The sequence below is a fragment of the Staphylococcus sp. GDY8P54P genome (assembly GCF_017892645.1).
Taxonomy (GTDB): Bacteria; Bacillota; Bacilli; order Staphylococcales; family Staphylococcaceae; genus Staphylococcus; species Staphylococcus ureilyticus.
Genome location: NZ_JAESLN010000028.1, coordinates 47,171 through 65,430, shown reverse-complemented (window position 1 = coordinate 65,430; position 18,260 = coordinate 47,171). Strand labels below are relative to the sequence as shown.

At 32.7% G+C, this 18,260-nt stretch carries 13 protein-coding genes and 1 riboswitch; of the genes, 4 read left to right on the top strand and 9 right to left on the bottom strand.

The window, feature by feature from the left end; all coding sequences use genetic code 11:
• Positions 1-267 precede the first annotated feature (267 nt).
• Together KA883_RS09030 and KA883_RS09025 are read left to right on the top strand one after the other, a co-directional pair.
• On the top strand, positions 268-2,844 hold the full coding sequence (locus KA883_RS09030; RefSeq protein WP_046208650.1) for a YfhO family protein: 2,577 nt from the start codon (positions 268-270) through the stop codon (positions 2,842-2,844).
• A gap of 28 nt (positions 2,845-2,872) precedes the next feature.
• On the top strand, positions 2,873-5,491 hold the full coding sequence (locus KA883_RS09025; RefSeq protein WP_080937824.1) for a YfhO family protein: 2,619 nt from the start codon (positions 2,873-2,875) through the stop codon (positions 5,489-5,491).
• Positions 5,492-5,577: 86 nt separating this feature from the next.
• On the opposite strand, the gene rplS is transcribed toward KA883_RS09025, so the two are convergent.
• From rplS to rpsP, 4 genes are all read right to left on the bottom strand, one after another.
• Positions 5,578-5,928 carry a 50S ribosomal protein L19 gene (gene rplS, locus KA883_RS09020; protein ID WP_019468465.1) on the bottom strand — a complete coding sequence of 117 codons (351 nt, stop codon included), beginning with the start codon at positions 5,926-5,928 and terminating at the stop codon, positions 5,578-5,580.
• 105 nt (positions 5,929-6,033) lie between these two features.
• Complete coding sequence (gene trmD / locus KA883_RS09015) at positions 6,034-6,771, bottom strand: tRNA (guanosine(37)-N1)-methyltransferase TrmD (protein ID WP_046208652.1); 738 nt, start codon at positions 6,769-6,771, stop codon at positions 6,034-6,036.
• Positions 6,771-7,277, bottom strand: a complete 507-nt coding sequence (gene rimM / locus KA883_RS09010; protein WP_046208653.1) for a ribosome maturation factor RimM — start codon at positions 7,275-7,277, stop codon at positions 6,771-6,773. Before rimM ends, trmD begins: the two co-directional genes overlap by 1 nt.
• A gap of 403 nt (positions 7,278-7,680) precedes the next feature.
• Positions 7,681-7,947, bottom strand: a complete 267-nt coding sequence (gene rpsP / locus KA883_RS09005; RefSeq protein WP_019468468.1) for a 30S ribosomal protein S16 — start codon at positions 7,945-7,947, stop codon at positions 7,681-7,683.
• Between the two features lie 197 nt (positions 7,948-8,144).
• A riboswitch (TPP riboswitch) is annotated at positions 8,145-8,244 on the top strand.
• Between the two features lie 107 nt (positions 8,245-8,351).
• Here rpsP and KA883_RS09000 point away from each other — a divergent pair.
• Together KA883_RS09000 and KA883_RS08995 are read left to right on the top strand one after the other, a co-directional pair.
• Positions 8,352-9,104, top strand: coding sequence for a 3-oxoacyl-ACP reductase (locus KA883_RS09000; protein ID WP_046208654.1), 753 nt, complete (start codon positions 8,352-8,354; stop codon positions 9,102-9,104).
• 19 nt (positions 9,105-9,123) lie between these two features.
• Entirely contained in the window at positions 9,124-10,434 is a 1,311-nt protein-coding gene (locus tag KA883_RS08995; protein WP_046208655.1) for an LLM class flavin-dependent oxidoreductase, read from the top strand.
• A gap of 254 nt (positions 10,435-10,688) precedes the next feature.
• On the opposite strand, the gene ffh is transcribed toward KA883_RS08995, so the two are convergent.
• The 5 genes from ffh to rnc all read right to left on the bottom strand — a co-directional run bounded on the left by ffh (position 10,689) and on the right by rnc (position 18,169).
• Positions 10,689-12,056 (bottom strand): signal recognition particle protein, encoded by a 1,368-nt coding sequence (gene ffh / locus KA883_RS08990; RefSeq protein ID WP_210139958.1) that lies wholly within the window; start codon positions 12,054-12,056, stop codon positions 10,689-10,691.
• Positions 12,057-12,082: 26 nt separating this feature from the next.
• Positions 12,083-12,415: a putative DNA-binding protein gene (locus KA883_RS08985; protein ID WP_046208657.1), complete on the bottom strand. Its 333-nt coding sequence runs from the start codon at positions 12,413-12,415 to the stop codon at positions 12,083-12,085.
• A complete protein-coding gene (gene ftsY, locus KA883_RS08980; protein WP_046208658.1) occupies positions 12,402-13,637 on the bottom strand; it encodes a signal recognition particle-docking protein FtsY in 1,236 nt (411 codons plus the stop codon). The genes KA883_RS08985 and ftsY overlap by 14 nt, the downstream gene beginning before the upstream one ends.
• A complete protein-coding gene (gene smc / locus KA883_RS08975; RefSeq protein ID WP_210139957.1) occupies positions 13,634-17,203 on the bottom strand; it encodes a chromosome segregation protein SMC in 3,570 nt (1,189 codons plus the stop codon). The genes ftsY and smc overlap by 4 nt, the downstream gene beginning before the upstream one ends.
• A gap of 255 nt (positions 17,204-17,458) precedes the next feature.
• A complete protein-coding gene (gene rnc / locus KA883_RS08970) occupies positions 17,459-18,169 on the bottom strand; it encodes a ribonuclease III (RefSeq protein ID WP_371090939.1) in 711 nt (236 codons plus the stop codon).
• Between the last annotated feature and the right edge of the window lie 91 nt (positions 18,170-18,260).

The window sequence follows — 18,260 nt, the reverse complement described above, 5'->3', positions numbered from 1 at the left end:
TCATAACATGAGGGGTGAATAGTTATAAATAAAAATTTGTATTTACTTTATTAAAAAAACTCATTCACACTATTTTCCTATAATAATTACCAAATTGTCTAGAATTGTAGTGAAACTAACCAACTGAGTATCTTATCAATACTAAATTTCAAAATAAGTATAATATTTAAATTAATTTTCTTAAATTAAATAATGGTAATTTTTATCAATAAATCTAAAAAATCGTTACAATAGAATTAATAATAATTCGATTACAGGAGACTACTCATGAAAAGGATGCTTTTTTACATATTATTATGCTTTATATTAGCAATCATTGGACATGGCTATGTTATCTATAGATTTATAAATGAGGGTGTTTTATTTACGGGGCCCAATGATGGCATGGAACAAATGATACCGATGCAAATGTATTTGTATGATAAATGGAGTCAAGGTCAATGGTTTTACGCCACTGATTTCGGATTAGGTGGAGATTTTTTCACTGACCTAAGTTACTATTTTTCAACCAATATTTTGTTTATACTTAATGTAATTTTCATCTTTCTCATAAAGTTAGCGATTGATTGGGACACGCAAGACATTATGTTTTGGATGACAAATGCTATTGTATTGTCCATTTTTAAATCAACATTAGCGATGTTAGCAACTTTTGGTTTTGTACGCTATATTACTCAAAATAAAAGCATCGCAGTACTAACGTCATATCTTTTTGTCATATCACCACTCTATTTTAGATTTACTGTATATTGGCCATTTTTCAGTGATATTTTTATATTATTACCGCTACTCTTATGGTCTATTGAATTATTTTTACAAAAAGAAAAAAAAGCCATGTTTATCATCGTAGTCACAGTTTCCTTAATAAATAACTTTTATTTTGCGTATTATCAACTCATCGTAGGTCTAATCTATTTTACAGTTAGACTAATATTTAAACATAGACATGATATCGTACCTAGGTTTAAAGCAATATATACCATCTTCATTGCTGCAATTTTAGCACTAGGTTGTAGTCTTTTCTTTTTTTATCACGGTTTACGTGCTTATACCAATAACAGACGTATACCTTTTAATGGAGACGTAGATATTTTAGAACCTTTCAACCAAAACACGAATGTATTTTATGACAATTACTTAATAGTCATTTTATTTATAGTAATACAAGCACTGTTATCATTTAAACTATACAAGCATTTTTATTTTAAGTTATTTGCAATTTTTATGATACTTACTATAGGCGCTAATTATTTACCATTTGTCGATCAGCTCTTTAATGGTTTTTCTGCTCCTCAAAAAAGATGGCATTATCTAATTGCTTTTAATGCTGCATTGCTCATTGGGCTATATGTAAAATACTTTAGCACGTTAACAATTAAAAACTATATTTTTTCTTCAATCATCAGTTTAAGTTTTATTTATGTGAGTGCATGGATTTATGATGATTTTGTTGCATGGCTCTGGTTTACACCTATTGTTTGTTTGATAGGCTTACTAGTACTATGTCTTAAAACTTCAGCTTATCGTAAACGTTTCATTTATTTTTATTATACTGCCATATTGATATTAGCGACACTTGTTGTAGCCGTTTTTATACGCAATCAAATTTATTTTGAAGACCATGTTGAACGAGCAAATCGCTATTATGTCAATGCAAGTCTATTTAACACACCGTTACAAAGACAATTAGTCTCTGAAATGAATCATTCAAAAACGGAAGACGAACGTATCGATTGGCGTGTTAATGAACAAGATAACACACCGATGTATCAATTCTTTAAAGGTTCAAGTTTATATTCAAGTATTTTTCATCATAACATTTTAGACTATTACTATGATGATTTGAAAATTAACCTTCAATCTGAATCAGTGAGTAGATACCAAAGTACTAATGGACGACAAAATATTAGCAGTTTATTTTCAATGAAATATTTAATGTTAAAAGATTACGAAAACAATGTGCCTAGTTATTTTAAAAATGTAAAAAGTGAGGGACAATACCACATTTATGAGAATACTTTAAACTTGCCTACTGTAAAAGTGACTAATCAAATATATAATTCCGACACTTTAAAAACGCCTATCGATCGAGAACATGCGATGTTGGATGGTGTTGTTATAAAAAATTCAGGTAAACCTTACACGGATAACGCACAAAACCTTATCGATGCGACTAAAATATCTTACCAAAATATAAAAGTGAAAAATAATCAACAAATCTATCTGACCAAAAACCAAGGTCAGATTAAAATTCACGTCCCAAATCACATAAGAAAACGTTATTCAGACTTTTATTTAAATTTAAAAGTTCGACGTGGTCAACCCGACAGTAATTATACAATTAATATAAATAATTATGCTAACCACCGGTTGTATAACAATTCGACCTATAAAACTGGTGTTGAAAACCAACTATATAGGACACAACCAGACAAAGATGGTAATATTAACATAGCTATTAACCCTAGAGGTAGTTATTATTTTGATATTCAAAGTCTTCATGGTGAAAATTATAGCAAACTCAAAAAAGCCTATAATAAGAAACAAAATCATTATTATAATGATATTAAAAATGGAGTAAAAGTGAAGTTAGCACCACATACAAAGGGAATCGCAACGATTAACATTCCATATCGTGACGGTATGGTGGCTTATGTAGATCATAAAAAAGTAAAACCTAAAAAAGTAAATTATATGATGACTGGCGTACCAGTCACTAAACAAGATAGTGAAATTATCATTAAATACCGCCCTAAATATTGGTTTACGATGATTATAATTTCAGTTATAAGTATCTTAATAAGTATTTTTTGGTGTCTAAAGAAAAAATCTAAACTTAAATAAAGGAGTTTATCTGAGATGAGGTATGACCGTGTTTCATAGAATTTGGTCCCACAAACTAACAAGATTTTTAACAATTCTTTTAATGGGCGTCGGCGTAGCTTTATTAACGTTCACACCTTATATTTATCGCTATTTAACTGACGGTACTGTATTTAGTGGTCATGGTGATGGTTTTAGGCAAATGATGCCTTTCCAAATGTATCTTTACGAACACCTTAGCCAATTCAAAAGTTTTTATGACCATTCTTTTGGTTTAGGTGGAGATTATGTAAAAGATTTATCCTATTACTATGCAACCTCACCTTTTGTACTAATTAATTTTTTATTCGTGTGGTTATCTGAAGTAATATTTAATAGCAACCCTAGCGACATCACGTATTGGGCAAGCAATCAATTAATAGTAGCTTTTTTCAAATGCATCGCTACATTTACCGTTGCGTTCTATTTCTTTAATTATATCAAGCTCAAAAAACACATAGTATTTTTGGCTTCAATGTTATATGCAGCTTCAACAACCGTTATTTATTTTAATTTTACTTGGTCATATTATGGAGATTTATTAATTTTTCTTCCCCTATCTTTGCTCGGTATTGAACGGTTTTACAAAGATAGAAAAATAGGATTATTTATTTTTTCTATTGCTTTAACATTATTTTCTAATTTTTATTTTAGTTATTACGAAGCTATTGTAATTTTGAGTTACTTTATCTATAGATGTGTATTTCCTCATGCAAAAGATATTGTTACTAGGAAGCAACAACTTTGGATGATTCCTACAGCTGTTATATTAAGTACTTTAATTGCTATTTGGGGCTTTTATACTGGCGTTTCTTCTTTTTTAAACAATGATAGAGTAAGTAATCCTAATTTTAATTTTGGTGTCATTACAGATTTCGCACGACAAAAACATTTTTTTACAAACGGATTTTATATCACTGTGACTATCATCGCACTCATTGCCTTACTATCTTTTAAACTATATCGACATTATTATTATAAACTTTTTGCGATTGCAACTTGGATCATGCTTATAGGGTCACTAACCCCTCTTTTTGATAGTATGTTTAATGGGTTCTCAACGCCTGAACGCCGTTGGGTTTATATATTTGCACTTACTACTGCTGGATTAATAGCATTGTTCATTCATTATTTATCTGAATTATCTTTGAAGTCGTATATATTCGCTTCCCTTCCAGTATTAATGATTATGGGAATCATGCAAATGATCGTTAAAGACCAGAAAATGACATGGATGGGCATCTGTCTCGTAATTATGATTTTTATCGGCATATTGCTTTATAAAAAATCACTATTCAAATTAAAATGGCCGTCTATTGTGCTAATCATATTATTCATTATTCAACAAGCGATTATTTTAGATAACGACCATTTCAATAATGTTCAAAAATACGAATCAACTGTTTCATCAATGCATGATTCAAAATATAAAAGTCCTGCATTAGCGAATAAAATAGATAAAATTAAACAGCATCAAGACGATCCATTCAGTAGAATTGATTACATGTCACAATACGGCTTGAATTCACCAATGATATATCATTTTAACGGTATTGCATTATATTCAAGCATTTTCGATGGCGACATTTTAAAGTATTATGATAAAACATTACAAATCAATATGCATACGGATAAAAACAGCACTTATCGTCTACTTTCAAATAGAGCAAATTTGATGGCACTTTGGGATGTCAATGATCGTATACGTCGCCCAGAAGACAAGAATATCCCCTATGGCTTTTCTAAGCAAAGTACAATCAAACATTCTGATGAGGAATCCTTTATACATTCAACAAATAAAGCCAATTATCCAAGTGCGCACATTACAAATAAAGTATTCGATAAAAAAGATCTCAAATCGCCTATGGATAAAGAACAAGCTATGTTACAGGGGGTAGTTTTTGATCAAGCAGATGAATATTCTACAAATCAACAGTTCACACCAAATAAAAACTTACTATCAGAAACTTCTACCAATTTAATTAATGCAAAGCGTACGCAAAAAAATAAATTAACCGTTTCTAAGGATGGTGGAGGTGTCCATTATCAGTTACCAGCATCTATTGCAAATCAGTATGAAGATCTCTATGTAGAGATGGATGTTGAATTGTTAGGGCCAGACAAGGCTCACAATGTTGGTGTGAATGAATATAATCAACATCGTAATAACCTATCTTATAAATATAGACGTTTTGTCACTCCAGTAACGATGCGAGTAAAATCTGTGCAAGACTTGAATATAAAATTATCTAAAGGTAATTATCGCTTTAATGTTAAAGGAATTTATGGAGAAAACTATGATGTATTAAAGAAAGCACATAAACAACTACATTCTGTGAAAGTTTCACAAAATTCACGTCATTATACAATTAAAAAAAATAAAAATGATGAAGGCTACCTCGTATTGCCAATGCCTTATAGAGATGGAATGAAAGCTTATACAGACAAAGGCAAAACATTACCAGTTAAAAAAGGTAATGGTATCATGACAGTAATTCCTGTAGAGCAAGGACAAAAGACAATTACACTTAAATATACACCGCCCCATACATGGTTATTAGTAATAATAAGTATTATTGGAATCATTTTAAGTTTCGTTTATACAAAATGGATTTATATAAAAAAATGATAATATCATCTTCAAATTGATTACAAAATATAAAAAAGAAGCAGTTCCGATTAGGAACCGCTTCTTTTTTATGACTTTTATGCTGATTAACGAATTTCTTTAATTCTAGCAGCTTTACCACGTAATTCACGTAAGTAATATAATTTAGCACGACGTACTTTACCGCGACGTTTAACTTCAATTTTTTCGATTTTTGGAGTGTGTAATGGGAATGTACGTTCCACACCTACACCTGAAGAAATCTTACGTACTGTGAAAGTTTCTGAAATACCTCCACCGCGACGTTTGATTACAACACCTTCGAATACTTGGATACGTTCGCGAGTACCTTCAATAATACGTACGTGAACTCTTAAAGTGTCACCTGGACGGAATGAAGGTAAGTCTGTGCGTAATTGTGATTGTGTTACTGCTTCGATTAATTTGTGATTACTCATTATTTTTTCTCTCCTTCAACCTATGTTCTTGCCTAGACAAATATATAGCAGCGGATCATAGTGATTTTCGTGTGTGTCGCACACTTAAATTATGTTAGCACACTGTTATTCATTTTTCAATTGCTTTTTGTATCTTTCTAAAATATCTTTGTCTTTATCCGTAAGTGGATAATTTTCTAATAAATCTGGACGCTTTTCCCATGTACGTATCAGTTTTTGCTCATGACGCCATTGATCAATATGTGCATGATTTCCTGACAATAATACCTCTGGTACGTTCATATCTTGATATGAACGTGGTCTAGTATATTGTGGAAATTCTAATAATCCATCCTGAAAAGAATCATCTTCATGTGATTGTTGATTACCTAAAACACCTGGAATTAATCTTACAATTGCATCGGTCATTACCATCGCAGGTAATTCTCCACCTGTTAAAACATAATCTCCCATAGAAATCTCATCCGTAACTAAATGCTGGCGAATGCGTTCATCATATCCTTCATAATGCCCACAAATAAAAACTAAATGCTCTGAATGACTGAGTTCCTGTGCAATTTCTTGATTAAATGGTCGACCTTGTGGACACATTAAAATCACACGTGTATTTTCTGTTTTGTCAATGTCTTTCATTGCATTAAATATAGGTTCTGGTTTAAGCACCATACCTTGCCCTCCACCGAATGGATAATCATCTACTTGATTATGCTTATTTTCAGCAAAATCTCTAAAATCGACAGTATTAATTTGTAGCATTTCCTTATCTTGCGCTCTTTTTAAAATCGATTGATTTAATACACCGTCAAACATTTGAGGGAACAAAGTTAAATAATCTATCTTCATTACTCCAACAGTCCTTCCATAGGCGTAATATCAATTCGTCTACCTTCAATATCTATATGTTTAACAACATCTTCTATATATGGTATAAGATATTCTTTATCACCTTTGACAACCCAAATATCATTGGCACCCGTTTCAAAAATTTCTATCACTCTTCCAATAGGTGTTTCATTATCATCGAATACGGTACAGCCAATAATATCTGAGTAATAGTATTCATGCTCCCCTAATTCAATTTCTTCGTGGTCTCTATCTTGTAAAAGGATTTCACCTTTTAAGTGCTCAATATCATTAATATTGTTGATACCTTCAAAGGTCAACATGTGCAACCCTTTATGCATACGATATGTCGCAATTTTCAATTCTAATGTTGGTTCGTTTTGACGTTCTATCATCACAGTTTCACCTGGTTGAAAGCGTACATCTGTAAAATCTGAGTGAGATTGGACTTTAATTTCGCCTTTTATACCATGTGTATTGATAATTTTGCCTATTTCTACTTTCATATAAGCTCCTCCGATAATGTATATGTATCATTGAAATTCGTTATTTTTTATTTTTCGACTAAAATAATTATAACATGAATTGTTAGTATTATTTTAAACCTTCTCTATATGTTATGAGCTAAAATATTGCATAAATCATCTTAAGTCATTCTTGAGCAATGTATTCACTCGTATAAGCCTACTAAATTGTTGATGTTGCTTTATATAAATAATTACCGGTATGCTAATTTAAAAGGCTGGGACAAACGAATTGTCTCAGCCTTTTATGATTATATTGGCATGCACAATGGTTAACATTCAACCATAGTCATCCATACCGAGATGAGTCGTCGAAATCATTTTAAATGACTAAGATTTCCACGACTCTCTCTTTTTTAAAATTTTTATGTGCTAATAATGACGATTATTTTTGATCGTCAAATTTTTTCAAGATACCTTCTCTTGATAAGATGTTGTGTACAGTATCTGTTGGTTTAGCACCATTTTTCAACCATTTTAATGCTAACTCTTCGTCAATTTTAACTTCTGGAGCATTTACATTATTTGGATTATAAGTTCCGATTTGTTCGATGTTACGACCATCACGTGGCGCACGAGCATCTGCTGCTACGATACGATAGAATGGATTTCTTTTTGAGCCTAAACGTGTTAAACGTAATTTAACTGCCATTTATATTCTCTCCTTTGAGTGTTCTAATTTTTATTTTCTACAAGAAATAATATTAACAGTTATCTAGAAGTTTGTAAAGAGTTTCTTCTTTACCATTTTATACTTTTAATCACTTCATTGTACCAATATTATTTTCGATATCATCGTAAACTTGACATTAACTATTAAACACTATAAATTGAAAATAAATTAAATATTAAATGCACTAGGGGTGTTTTTTAACTGAGATGAGATTTACTCAAACCCTTTGAACCTGATCTAGTCCATACTAGCGGAGGGAAGTGTTACAAAAATAACAAAGCTATATCAGCATATTAACTATAGATTGTAGATTTTTAGTACACAACTTCTCTTATGGAGGTTGTGTATTTTTTTATTTAATAAATGATTCTAGGAGTGAAATGATGAGTAAAACAATACTTATAACTGGTAGCAGTAGAGGATTAGGAGCATCCATAGCAAAAACTTTAGGTCGCCAAGGACATCATGTAATTATCAATTATTTTCAGAATAAGGCGTTAGCAGAAAAGGTTGTAGATGAAATTGGTCACGAACAAGCAATTGCAATACGTGCTGATGTCACAGACAGAGCACAAGTAGATCAATTAATTGCAGAAGCCACCAATCATTTTGGAAAAATAGATGCTGTTGTGAATAATGCGCTTATAGGGTTTAAATTTGATCCTTCTCGCCAAAAATCATTTAAAGACTTAAATTGGTCAGATTACCAACAACAAATTGACGGCACTCTAAAAGGCGCTTTTAATGTAACCCAAAGTGTTATCGACCAATTTATTGAGCATAAATCAGGTACTATTATATCTATCGGAACGAATTTATACCAAAATCCTGTCGTTCCCTATCATGAATATACTACCGCTAAATCAAGTTTAATCGGTTTTACAAGAAATATTGCTGCTGAACTTGGTCAATATGGCATCAAAGCTAATGTCGTTTCTGGTGGTTTATTAAAAACTACAGACGCCAGTGCTGCCACTTCAGATGAAGTATTTGATTTAATTGAACAGACTACACCATTACATAAAGTAACAACACCACAAGATGTAGCAAATATGGTGGCATTTCTAGTTAGCGATCAAGCTAATGGTATCACTGGTCAAAATATTACCGTAGATGGCGGTTTAACAATGAACTAAAATATGGAGGGCATCAATTATGACGCACGATCAACATCTCAATATAGGTGTATTAATTTACGGTTGTGGCCATCACCAAGCTGCATGGCGTATGCAAGATTCTAGTATTGAACGAATCGGTGATATCAATTATTATCAATCGTTAGCTCGACTATCAGAACGAGGCTTGCTAGATGCTATATTTTTTGCTGATAATCAATCTTTCCCTGCAAAAACGGATAATGACATGCCTGCTTTTTGGTTTGACCCTTTAATGAATTTAGCAGCAATTGCGCAAGTAACTCATCATATAGGTCTTGTTGCGACTATCTCAAGTACATTTTCGAATCCTTTTACTGCTGCAAGACAATTATTGAGTCTTGATCATATGAGCCAAGGACGTGCAGGTTGGAATTTAGTAACATCTATGACGGATTTAGAAGCTGCAAATCATAGCATGTCTAGTTTACCCGCACATCACGAACGCTACAAAAAAGCAGATGAATTTGCATGTGTTATGAATCAACTATTAACATCTTGGAGCTTAGAAGATTTTGTACATGACAAGACACAAGATATTCTAATCAATGCAAATCATATCCATGCCATTAGTCATACTGGAGAACACTTTAAAGTACAAGGACCTTTAACAACACCAAGTAGCCTACAAGGAAAACCTGTTGCTATGCAAGCTGGTGCATCCGACCCTGGTATTGCACTAGCTACGAAATACGCAGATGCCGTTTATGCAGTAGCTTGGAATATACAACAAGCTACTACATTTAGAAAAAGATTAAATCATCAACTGGAATTAGCAGGTAAATCAAAGAACAGTTTAAAAGTCTTTCCAGGACTAGTCACATATGTCGCACCAACATACGAAGAAGCTTATGCTAAAAAGCAAAAACTAGACACACATTTAGCAACTGAAACAGCATTAAATCAATTAGAATTTTTCATTCATCAAGATTGTCATAATTGGGATTTGGATGAACCGGTCCCACCTTTACCACCATTGGAATCTTTTAATGGCCCTAAAGGTCGTTACCAAACTGTATTGGAAATTATAAAAGATAAAAACCCAACTTTACGACAATTGTTAGGCTATCTCAGTGCAGGTGGTGGACACTTGACACTCATCGGAACGCCTGAACAGATTGTTGACGAAATGGAACGTTGGTTCAATGCAGGGGTAGCTGATGGATTTAATTTAATGCCAGCAACTTTACCAAATAACTTAGAAGATTTTGTAGATTACATCATTCCTGAATTACAAAAAAGAAATCTTTTTAGAATACAATATGAGGGTAAGACATTTAGGGAAAATATGAATTTACCTAAATCAAATTAAATAACTTCCCACCTACACATAAAATTTCATCATTTAATATTTTCCATGATTTTGTAACGCGCTGACGCCTAGGGTTATGATATGAGCGAGAGACTACTGGCTCGAGCCATATCCCCAGGCAAGCATGCACGAGCAAAATCACTTATGATTCATATAAAAAGGACCAATCCATTTTCATACGGATTGGTCCTTTACTTTGTAATATGTCTTATGTTCTACTCACTACTTTTACAACTATTTTATAGACAAAATTGTTAAAATGGTAAATTCATACCATTTAACATATTCTCCATTTGCTTACGTTTACCTTTTTTACCTTTGCCGCCACCAGAAAATTGCTTCATCATTTTCTTCATTTCATTAAATTGTTTCATCAATCTGTTAACTTCTTGAACAGTACGTCCTGAACCCTTAGCTATACGTTTTTTACGTGATACATTTAATGTTTCTGGATTATTTCGTTCATTAGGTGTCATAGATTGAATAATAGCTTTAATATGGTCAATTTGTTTATCATCCATATTAAGATTATTCATCCCTTTCATTTTGTTCATGCCAGGAATCATTTTCATAATGTCATCTAATGGACCAAGGTTTTTAACTTGATCTAATTGTTCTAAGAAATCTTCCAAAGTAAATGATGACGTACGCATTTTCTTTTCTAAATCTTTCGCTTTATCTTCATCTACATCTTGTTGTGCTTTTTCTATTAAACTTAACACATCACCCATACCTAATATTCGAGAAGCCATACGTTCTGGATGAAATGGTTCTAAACCATCTAATTTTTCACTCATACCAACAAATTTAATTGGCTTTTGTGTCACTGATCTAATTGATAAAGCAGCACCACCACGTGTATCACCATCTAGTTTAGTCAAGGTTACACCTGAAACTTCTAGCTGTTCATCAAACGATTGCGCTACATTTACTGCGTCTTGACCAGTCATCGCATCAACAACAAGCATAATCTCATCTGGTTTAGTAATTTCTTTTACATCACTTAATTCTTCCATTAATGCTTTATCAACGTGCAAACGACCTGCCGTATCAATAATAACAAAATCTAAATGTTCTTCCTTTGCGTGTTTAATTGCATTTTCTACAATTTGTTGAGGTTTTACTTGGTCCCCTTCACTGTAAACAGGAATATCAATTTGCTTACCAACAGTTTGTAATTGATCAATCGCAGCTGGTCTATAAATATCGGCTGCTACTAATAATGGTTTTTTGTTGTATTTTTTACGCATGAGTAATGCTAATTTACCTGCAGTTGTAGTTTTACCTGCACCTTGTAAACCAACCATCATCACAACTGTTGGCGGTTTATTGGCCATCTTGATGGTTGCATTTTCGCCACCCATCAGTTGCGTAAGTTCTTCTTGTACTATCTTAATGACTTGTTGTCCAGGTGTTAATGACTTCATTACATCTGAACCTAAAGCTCGTTCTGATACGGTTTTGACAAAATCCTTTACGACTTTAAAGTTAACGTCTGCTTCAAGTAATGCTAGTCGAACTTCTCGCATCATTAATTTAATATCTGCTTCAGTAACTTTTCCTTTGCCACGGATCTTTTGCATCGTCCCTTGAAGACGATCGGATAATCCTTCAAATGCCATATCATTACCCTCCTTTATACTCTCAATTATTCCAAATCTTCAAGCGTTTGAAGATACTGTTTAATTATTTCTGGCTCATCAATATGCTTTTTGATTGCTTCATATATGTTTTGTCGTTTTTCAAAATTTTGATAAAGACCTAGTTTCATTTCATAATCTTCTACTAAATCACCAGTTCTTCTTATGTTATCATACACTGCTTGGCGGCTCACATCAAACGTATCTGCAATCTCACTTAAAGAATAATCTTGTAGATAAAATAGTTCTAGATAGTTACGTTGTTTTTCCGTTAATAATGATTGATAAAAATCAAATAAATAATTCATACGTATGGTCTTAATTAAATCATTTTGTGTCATCTGTATGGCCTTCATTCTGTACATCCGTGCTATCTGTACGATCGTCCGCTGCGTTTGAATCATCAACATTTTGTTCAATCATATCAGCAAACAGTCCATATACATAGCTTTCTGGATTAAATGGTTGTAAATCATCTAATTTTTCACCTAAACCAACATATTTAACTGGTATTTTTAATTCATTACGTATCGCTAAAACGATACCGCCTTTTGCAGTACCATCCAGTTTAGTTAATACAATACCAGTCACATTCGTAACCTCTTTGAATGATTTAGCTTGGGACAAGGCATTTTGTCCAGTAGTAGCATCTAAACAAAGTAGGACTTCATGAGGCGCTTCAGGTACTGCTCTACCTATCACACGTTTTACTTTTTCTAGTTCATTCATCAAATTAGATTTGTTTTGTAAACGCCCAGCAGTATCACATATTAAAATATCTACACCCTTACTTTTAGCTGCATTAATGGCATCATACATAACCGCTGCAGGATCCGAACCTTCTTTTTGACTCATTACTTCTACGCCAACACGCTCTCCCCAAATTTTGAGTTGTTCAATAGCACCAGCTCTAAAAGTATCACCAGCTGCTAGCATCACTTTCTTACCTTCAGCTTGGTAGCGATGTGCTAATTTACCAATTGTTGTCGTTTTGCCCACACCATTGACGCCTACCATTAAGATGACATTTAATCCTTCATTTTCAATGTTCATAATTTCTGAGTGTTCATCGTCTTGATGATAGATTTCTACAATTTTTTCTACGATAACTTCTCGTAAATCTTCAGTTTCTGAAATATTACGACGTTGTGCTTCGGTACGTAATTCTTCCACGAGTTCCATCACTGTGTTAAAACCAACATCTGCAGTTATTAACATTTCTTCCAGTGCTTCAAAGAAATCTTCATCAACTTTACGATAACGTGCAATTAAATTGTTTAACTGCTCTTGGAAATTTTCACGTGATTTTTCTAATCCAGCTCTAAATTTTGCACCAAGTTGTTGCGCTTCAATTTCTTCAAAGTCCTCAATTGAAATTAATCCGTCGTCATCAAAATCAGCTTCTTTTAATTTTTTTGGCTGCTTTGTTTTTTCCTTAGGCGCTTCGGATGATTGAGGTTGATCTACATCTAATTCAGATTGTTGTTCTTGTTCTAATTCGTCTGGTTTTTGATTTTCTGCAGACGTTGTGAATTTATCTTTTAGTCGTTTGAAAAAGCTCATACTTGTTCCTCCTTAATGACTTCATCAATCGTATTTAAATTGACACTTACTAATTTTGATACACCTGACTCTTGCATCGTTACACCGTATAAGCGATCAGAAAATTCCATTGTACCCTTACGATGTGTAATGACTATAAACTGAGTTTGGTTTGATAATGCTTTTAAATATTGTGCATAACGTATAACATTGGCTTCATCTAAGGCTGCTTCTACTTCATCTAAAATGACAAATGGTGCCGATCTCACTTTTAAAATAGCGAACAACAAAGCAATTGCACTCAAAGCACGTTCCCCACCACTTAATAGTGATAGGTTTTGCAGTTTCTTACCTGGTGGTTGAACAATAATATCTACCCCTGCTGATAAATAATCATCATCTGTCAAGCGCAACTCTGCTTGTCCTCCACCGAATAGTGATTTAAATACTTCAGAAAAATGACCTTGTACAGCGTGAAAAGTCTCTTTAAATCGTTCTTTCACTTCATTATCCATTTCTTCTATTAATTGTTCTAACGTCGCTTTGGCTGCTCTTAAATCAGCACGTTGTTCATTCAAGAATGTATAGCGTTCGTTGATTTCTTCAAATTGTTCAATTGCATTTAAATTTACGGGGCCTAATTCTTCTATAGACATTTTGGTTAATTTTACTTTTTTTCGTAAACTGTCAATATCCTCTTCTAGTGTATATAATTCACTTGCCCGTTCATAAGTAAGATGATACTGCTCGCTCAAATGATCTATCGCATGATTGATTAGCACATCTAAACGAGATTGTTCTGCTTTAATATCTTGGTAACGATTTTCAATCGATAAAATATCTTGATTTGCTTCTTCCAACTTACGCTCTGTTGTCTCAATTGTATCATTCAAAGTTTGGCGTTGTGATTTAATAGTAGCCAAGTCTTCTGTTAATTGCGCTTTATTACTTTTACTTTGTTCAATATTATTTTGAATCGTTTCGAAAGCTTTTTCACCAGTTATCTCATCCGAATTAAATAATTCAATTTGCTCACTCAATTTTTGTTTTTGCTCTTTTAATTGTTTAAGTTGATGCGTTAACCTTGTTTCCGTTTGCTTTTGAGTACTTAATCTTTCTTTAACTACTGCTAAATCAGATTGTTTTTGATGTAATTTTTGTTGTATTAACGTTGTACTCTCTTTACCTTCTTTTGATAATTTTGTATAGATATTAATATCTTCTTCTAATTTTTGCAATTGCGCTTGGATTGTTGCTAATTGCGCTTTTTTGTCATTTAAGGTTTGCTTACTTGTTTCACTTTGGTAACCATCATTTTTCTCAAATTCAAATTCTTCATGCTCATTTTTTAAATGTGTTTCTTGTTTACGTAATCTATCTAATTCTAAGTCAAATTTATGTACGTTTTGTTTTATCGTATTATAACTTTGACTCGTATCGAAATAAGTATTACTTAACGCATCGGCTTCTTCTTTAATTGCTTGAAATTGTTTTTCAAATGAAACAGTTTGTTGCTGATAATCTTCTAATTGCGCACGCATTGTTGAGAGCTCATCTTTTTGAGATAAAATGCTCTTAGTTTTACGATCACCACCACCAGTCATGGAACCTCCTGGATTTACAATATCTCCCTCTAAAGTTACGATACGTGTTCGATACCGAATTTTTCTAGCTAATTCGTTAGCATTTTTCAAGTTGTCTACAATTATTGTATTGCCTAATAAATTTTGAATCACATGTTTATAATCATTTTCAACTTGTATCGCACTTGAAGCAACGTTCACAAAACCAATTGAACTATTAGCTATCTTCAAAATATCGCTGGCAATATTACGAGGTTGAATGACGTTTAATGGTAAAAATGTAGCTCTTCCAAGACCATTTTGTTTTAAATATTGTATTGCTTGACGACCATCTTTTTCAGAATCAACGATGATATGCTGTAGCGAAGCACCTAATGCAGTTTCAATCGCTTTCGTTAAATTCGAAGGTACTTGGATAACTTCTGCTACTGCACCACGGATGCCAGAAAGTTTATTATCTTTCATTTTCAATATGTGTTTTACACCATTGAAAAAATAACTATATTCTTCTTGTTGTGTTGCTAAACTATCAATACGTGATTTTAATTTTTCATTAAATCTGTATGCTTGATGTAATTTCTCTTCGTATTCATTTTGTTGATTTTTAAGTTGCGTTAGTTGTTTTTCATAAGATGCTAAATCACTTTCTGCTTTTTTCAACTCTTTTTTCGCGATTGAACTTTGTTTCTCTGTTTCAGTGATTTGAGTTTGAATATTTTTTAATTCCTTATAGGCATCAAGCAAGCGTGAATCTAAACGTGATTGCTTCGTTTCATTTTCTTGAATTGTATGCTCTAAAAAGCGTATATCATTATTGACATCTGATTGTTCTGACATGAGTTGATAGTATTCATCTTTTATTGATTCTAACTTTTCATCATGTTGTTCATCGGACACATAAAGTTGTGATTCATATTGTTGTATCTCTTCATTTAGATCATTTTGTTTCGTTTTTAACTGTTTGATTTGTTCTTTTACTTCTGATTGCTCTTGCTTTAAATTTGTCACTTGTGTCTCTAAGCTTTCTTGTTCTTCTTCAAATCGTGCATTGGTTTGCGATTGATTCTTCTTACGTTCTTCTAACACATTCAATTGTCCAGCAAATTTTTCAACTTCTTCAGTCGCTTTAACAAGTTTAAAATTTAAAGATTCTATCTTTTCATCTAATTGTTGCCGTTCAGATTTATATTGATTTAATGATTGTGTATGCTGTGCCTTTTCCGCATCTTTTGAAGCTTGTTGACTTTTTAAGCGATTGAGATTTTCGTCTAGTTCATAAATATTTTGATTATATTGTCCAATATCATAAACAGTGACCAACACATCACTTTTTTCCATTTCACTAGACAGATGTTTATATTCTTTTGCTATTGCAGCTTCTTCACGTAATGGTTCGACTCGACCTTCTAAATCAAATAAGATATCTTCTACACGCGTCAGGTTATCTTCTGTTTGATCTAATTTTTGCACAGAAGTTGCCTTTCTTTTTTTATATTTTAGTACACCTGCAGATTCTTCCAATATTTGCCTTCTATCAATTGGCTTTGCATTAAGAATTTCATCTACGCGACCTTGAGATATTATACTGAATGCTTCTTTTCCTAATCCTGAATCTAAAAATAGTTCTATAATATCTTTAAGTCGTGATCGGTCATTATTTAAATAATATTCACTTTCCCCGCTTCTATATAAACGACGTGTGACTACGAGTTCTTCTGTATCAACATTTAATTTACCTGAACTATTATCTAATTTTAATTTTACTTCAGCAAAATTTTGAGCTTTTCTATGTTCTGCACCAGAAAAAATAATATCTTCCATTTTTGCGCCACGTAATGATTTAGCAGATTGTTCACCCAAAACCCACTTAATTGCATCTGTAATATTACTCTTACCACTACCATTAGGTCCTACTATTGCCGTGACACCTTCATCAAACTGTACATTTGTATGTTCAGCAAATGATTTAAATCCAAAGGCATCAATAGATTTCAAATATACCATGCTATTCTCCTTTAAAGTGTTTCTCAGATGCGAGATAAAAACAACGTAATGCAAATACGTTCATGCTCTCGCTTCTATATGATTAGTGCATCAATAAATTTGTCACAGCGACTTGCAATGATTACATGCTTTATTAACTCATCTATTAGAAATGCTTTCACATCATTCATTAACGCATCTTAAATTATTTACATTTTCGTCCAACATGCGCTAAATCGCCTGTAAGCTACACCACAATATACGATGGAACTGACATTAAACCTCTTTATTTTTCAAGAGTTTATAAGCACTTTCTGCTGCTTGTTGCTCTGATTCTTTTTTCGTTTTGCCTTTGCCTATCGCAACCGGCTTGTTTTCTAAAATCACTTCCGACGTAAATAAACGATGATGTGCAGGACCTTCTTCATTGATTAAACGATAAGTAACGTCACCTTTGTTTTGCTGATGCACATATTCTTGAAACTGTGTTTTAAAGTCGACGACACCATCCAGTTTATCGTCTTCCACAAATGGAAAAATCACATTTTCAGCAAATTTCCAAACAGCGGTTAGGCCTTGGTCCAAATACAGTGCACCTACAAAAGCTTCAAATGCATCTGATACAAGTGAGGGTCTTGTTCTACCACCTGTTTTTTCTTCTCCTTTACCTAACAAGATAAGTTCGTGTAATGCAATTTTATTCGCGAATATTACAAGTGAAGGCTCACAAACAATTGTCGCACGCATTTTCGTTAAATTACCTTCTGGTAACTCTGGATATTTGTCAAACAAATAGCGTGAAACCGTCAATTCTAATACCGCATCTCCTAAAAACTCTAAACGTTCATTATGATCTAATCTATCCATATTGAAATCATTGATAAAGCTCGAATGTGAAAATGCTTGTTGATATAAATTCACTTTATTAAAATTCAAATTTAATTCTTGCATTTTTTTTGAAAACTTTTCTTGGAATGCATTAACCATTTCCTTTTTTTTATGATTCGTCAATACTTTTCCACCTCAATTTAAAGTAATTTTGTATATACTTATGCCTTTATATTTTACGTGAATTTAT

Bases quoted from the DNA above. Each gene is read 5' to 3' on its own strand.
- KA883_RS09030 (WP_046208650.1), top strand. From the start codon at position 268: ATGAAAAGGATGCTTTTTTACATATTATTATGCTTTATATTAGCAATC.
- rplS (WP_019468465.1), bottom strand. From the start codon at position 5,928: ATGAGTAATCACAAATTAATCGAAGCAGTAACACAATCACAATTACGC.
- trmD (WP_046208652.1), bottom strand. From the start codon at position 6,771: ATGAAGATAGATTATTTAACTTTGTTCCCTCAAATGTTTGACGGTGTA.
- rimM (WP_046208653.1), bottom strand. From the start codon at position 7,277: ATGAAAGTAGAAATAGGCAAAATTATCAATACACATGGTATAAAAGGC.
- rpsP (WP_019468468.1), bottom strand. From the start codon at position 7,947: ATGGCAGTTAAATTACGTTTAACACGTTTAGGCTCAAAAAGAAATCCA.
- KA883_RS09000 (WP_046208654.1), top strand. From the start codon at position 8,352: ATGAGTAAAACAATACTTATAACTGGTAGCAGTAGAGGATTAGGAGCA.
- KA883_RS08995 (WP_046208655.1), top strand. From the start codon at position 9,124: ATGACGCACGATCAACATCTCAATATAGGTGTATTAATTTACGGTTGT.
- ffh (WP_210139958.1), bottom strand. From the start codon at position 12,056: ATGGCATTTGAAGGATTATCCGATCGTCTTCAAGGGACGATGCAAAAG.
- KA883_RS08985 (WP_046208657.1), bottom strand. From the start codon at position 12,415: ATGACACAAAATGATTTAATTAAGACCATACGTATGAATTATTTATTT.
- ftsY (WP_046208658.1), bottom strand. From the start codon at position 13,637: ATGAGCTTTTTCAAACGACTAAAAGATAAATTCACAACGTCTGCAGAA.
- smc (WP_210139957.1), bottom strand. From the start codon at position 17,203: ATGGTATATTTGAAATCTATTGATGCCTTTGGATTTAAATCATTTGCT.
- rnc (WP_371090939.1), bottom strand. From the start codon at position 18,169: ATGGTTAATGCATTCCAAGAAAAGTTTTCAAAAAAAATGCAAGAATTA.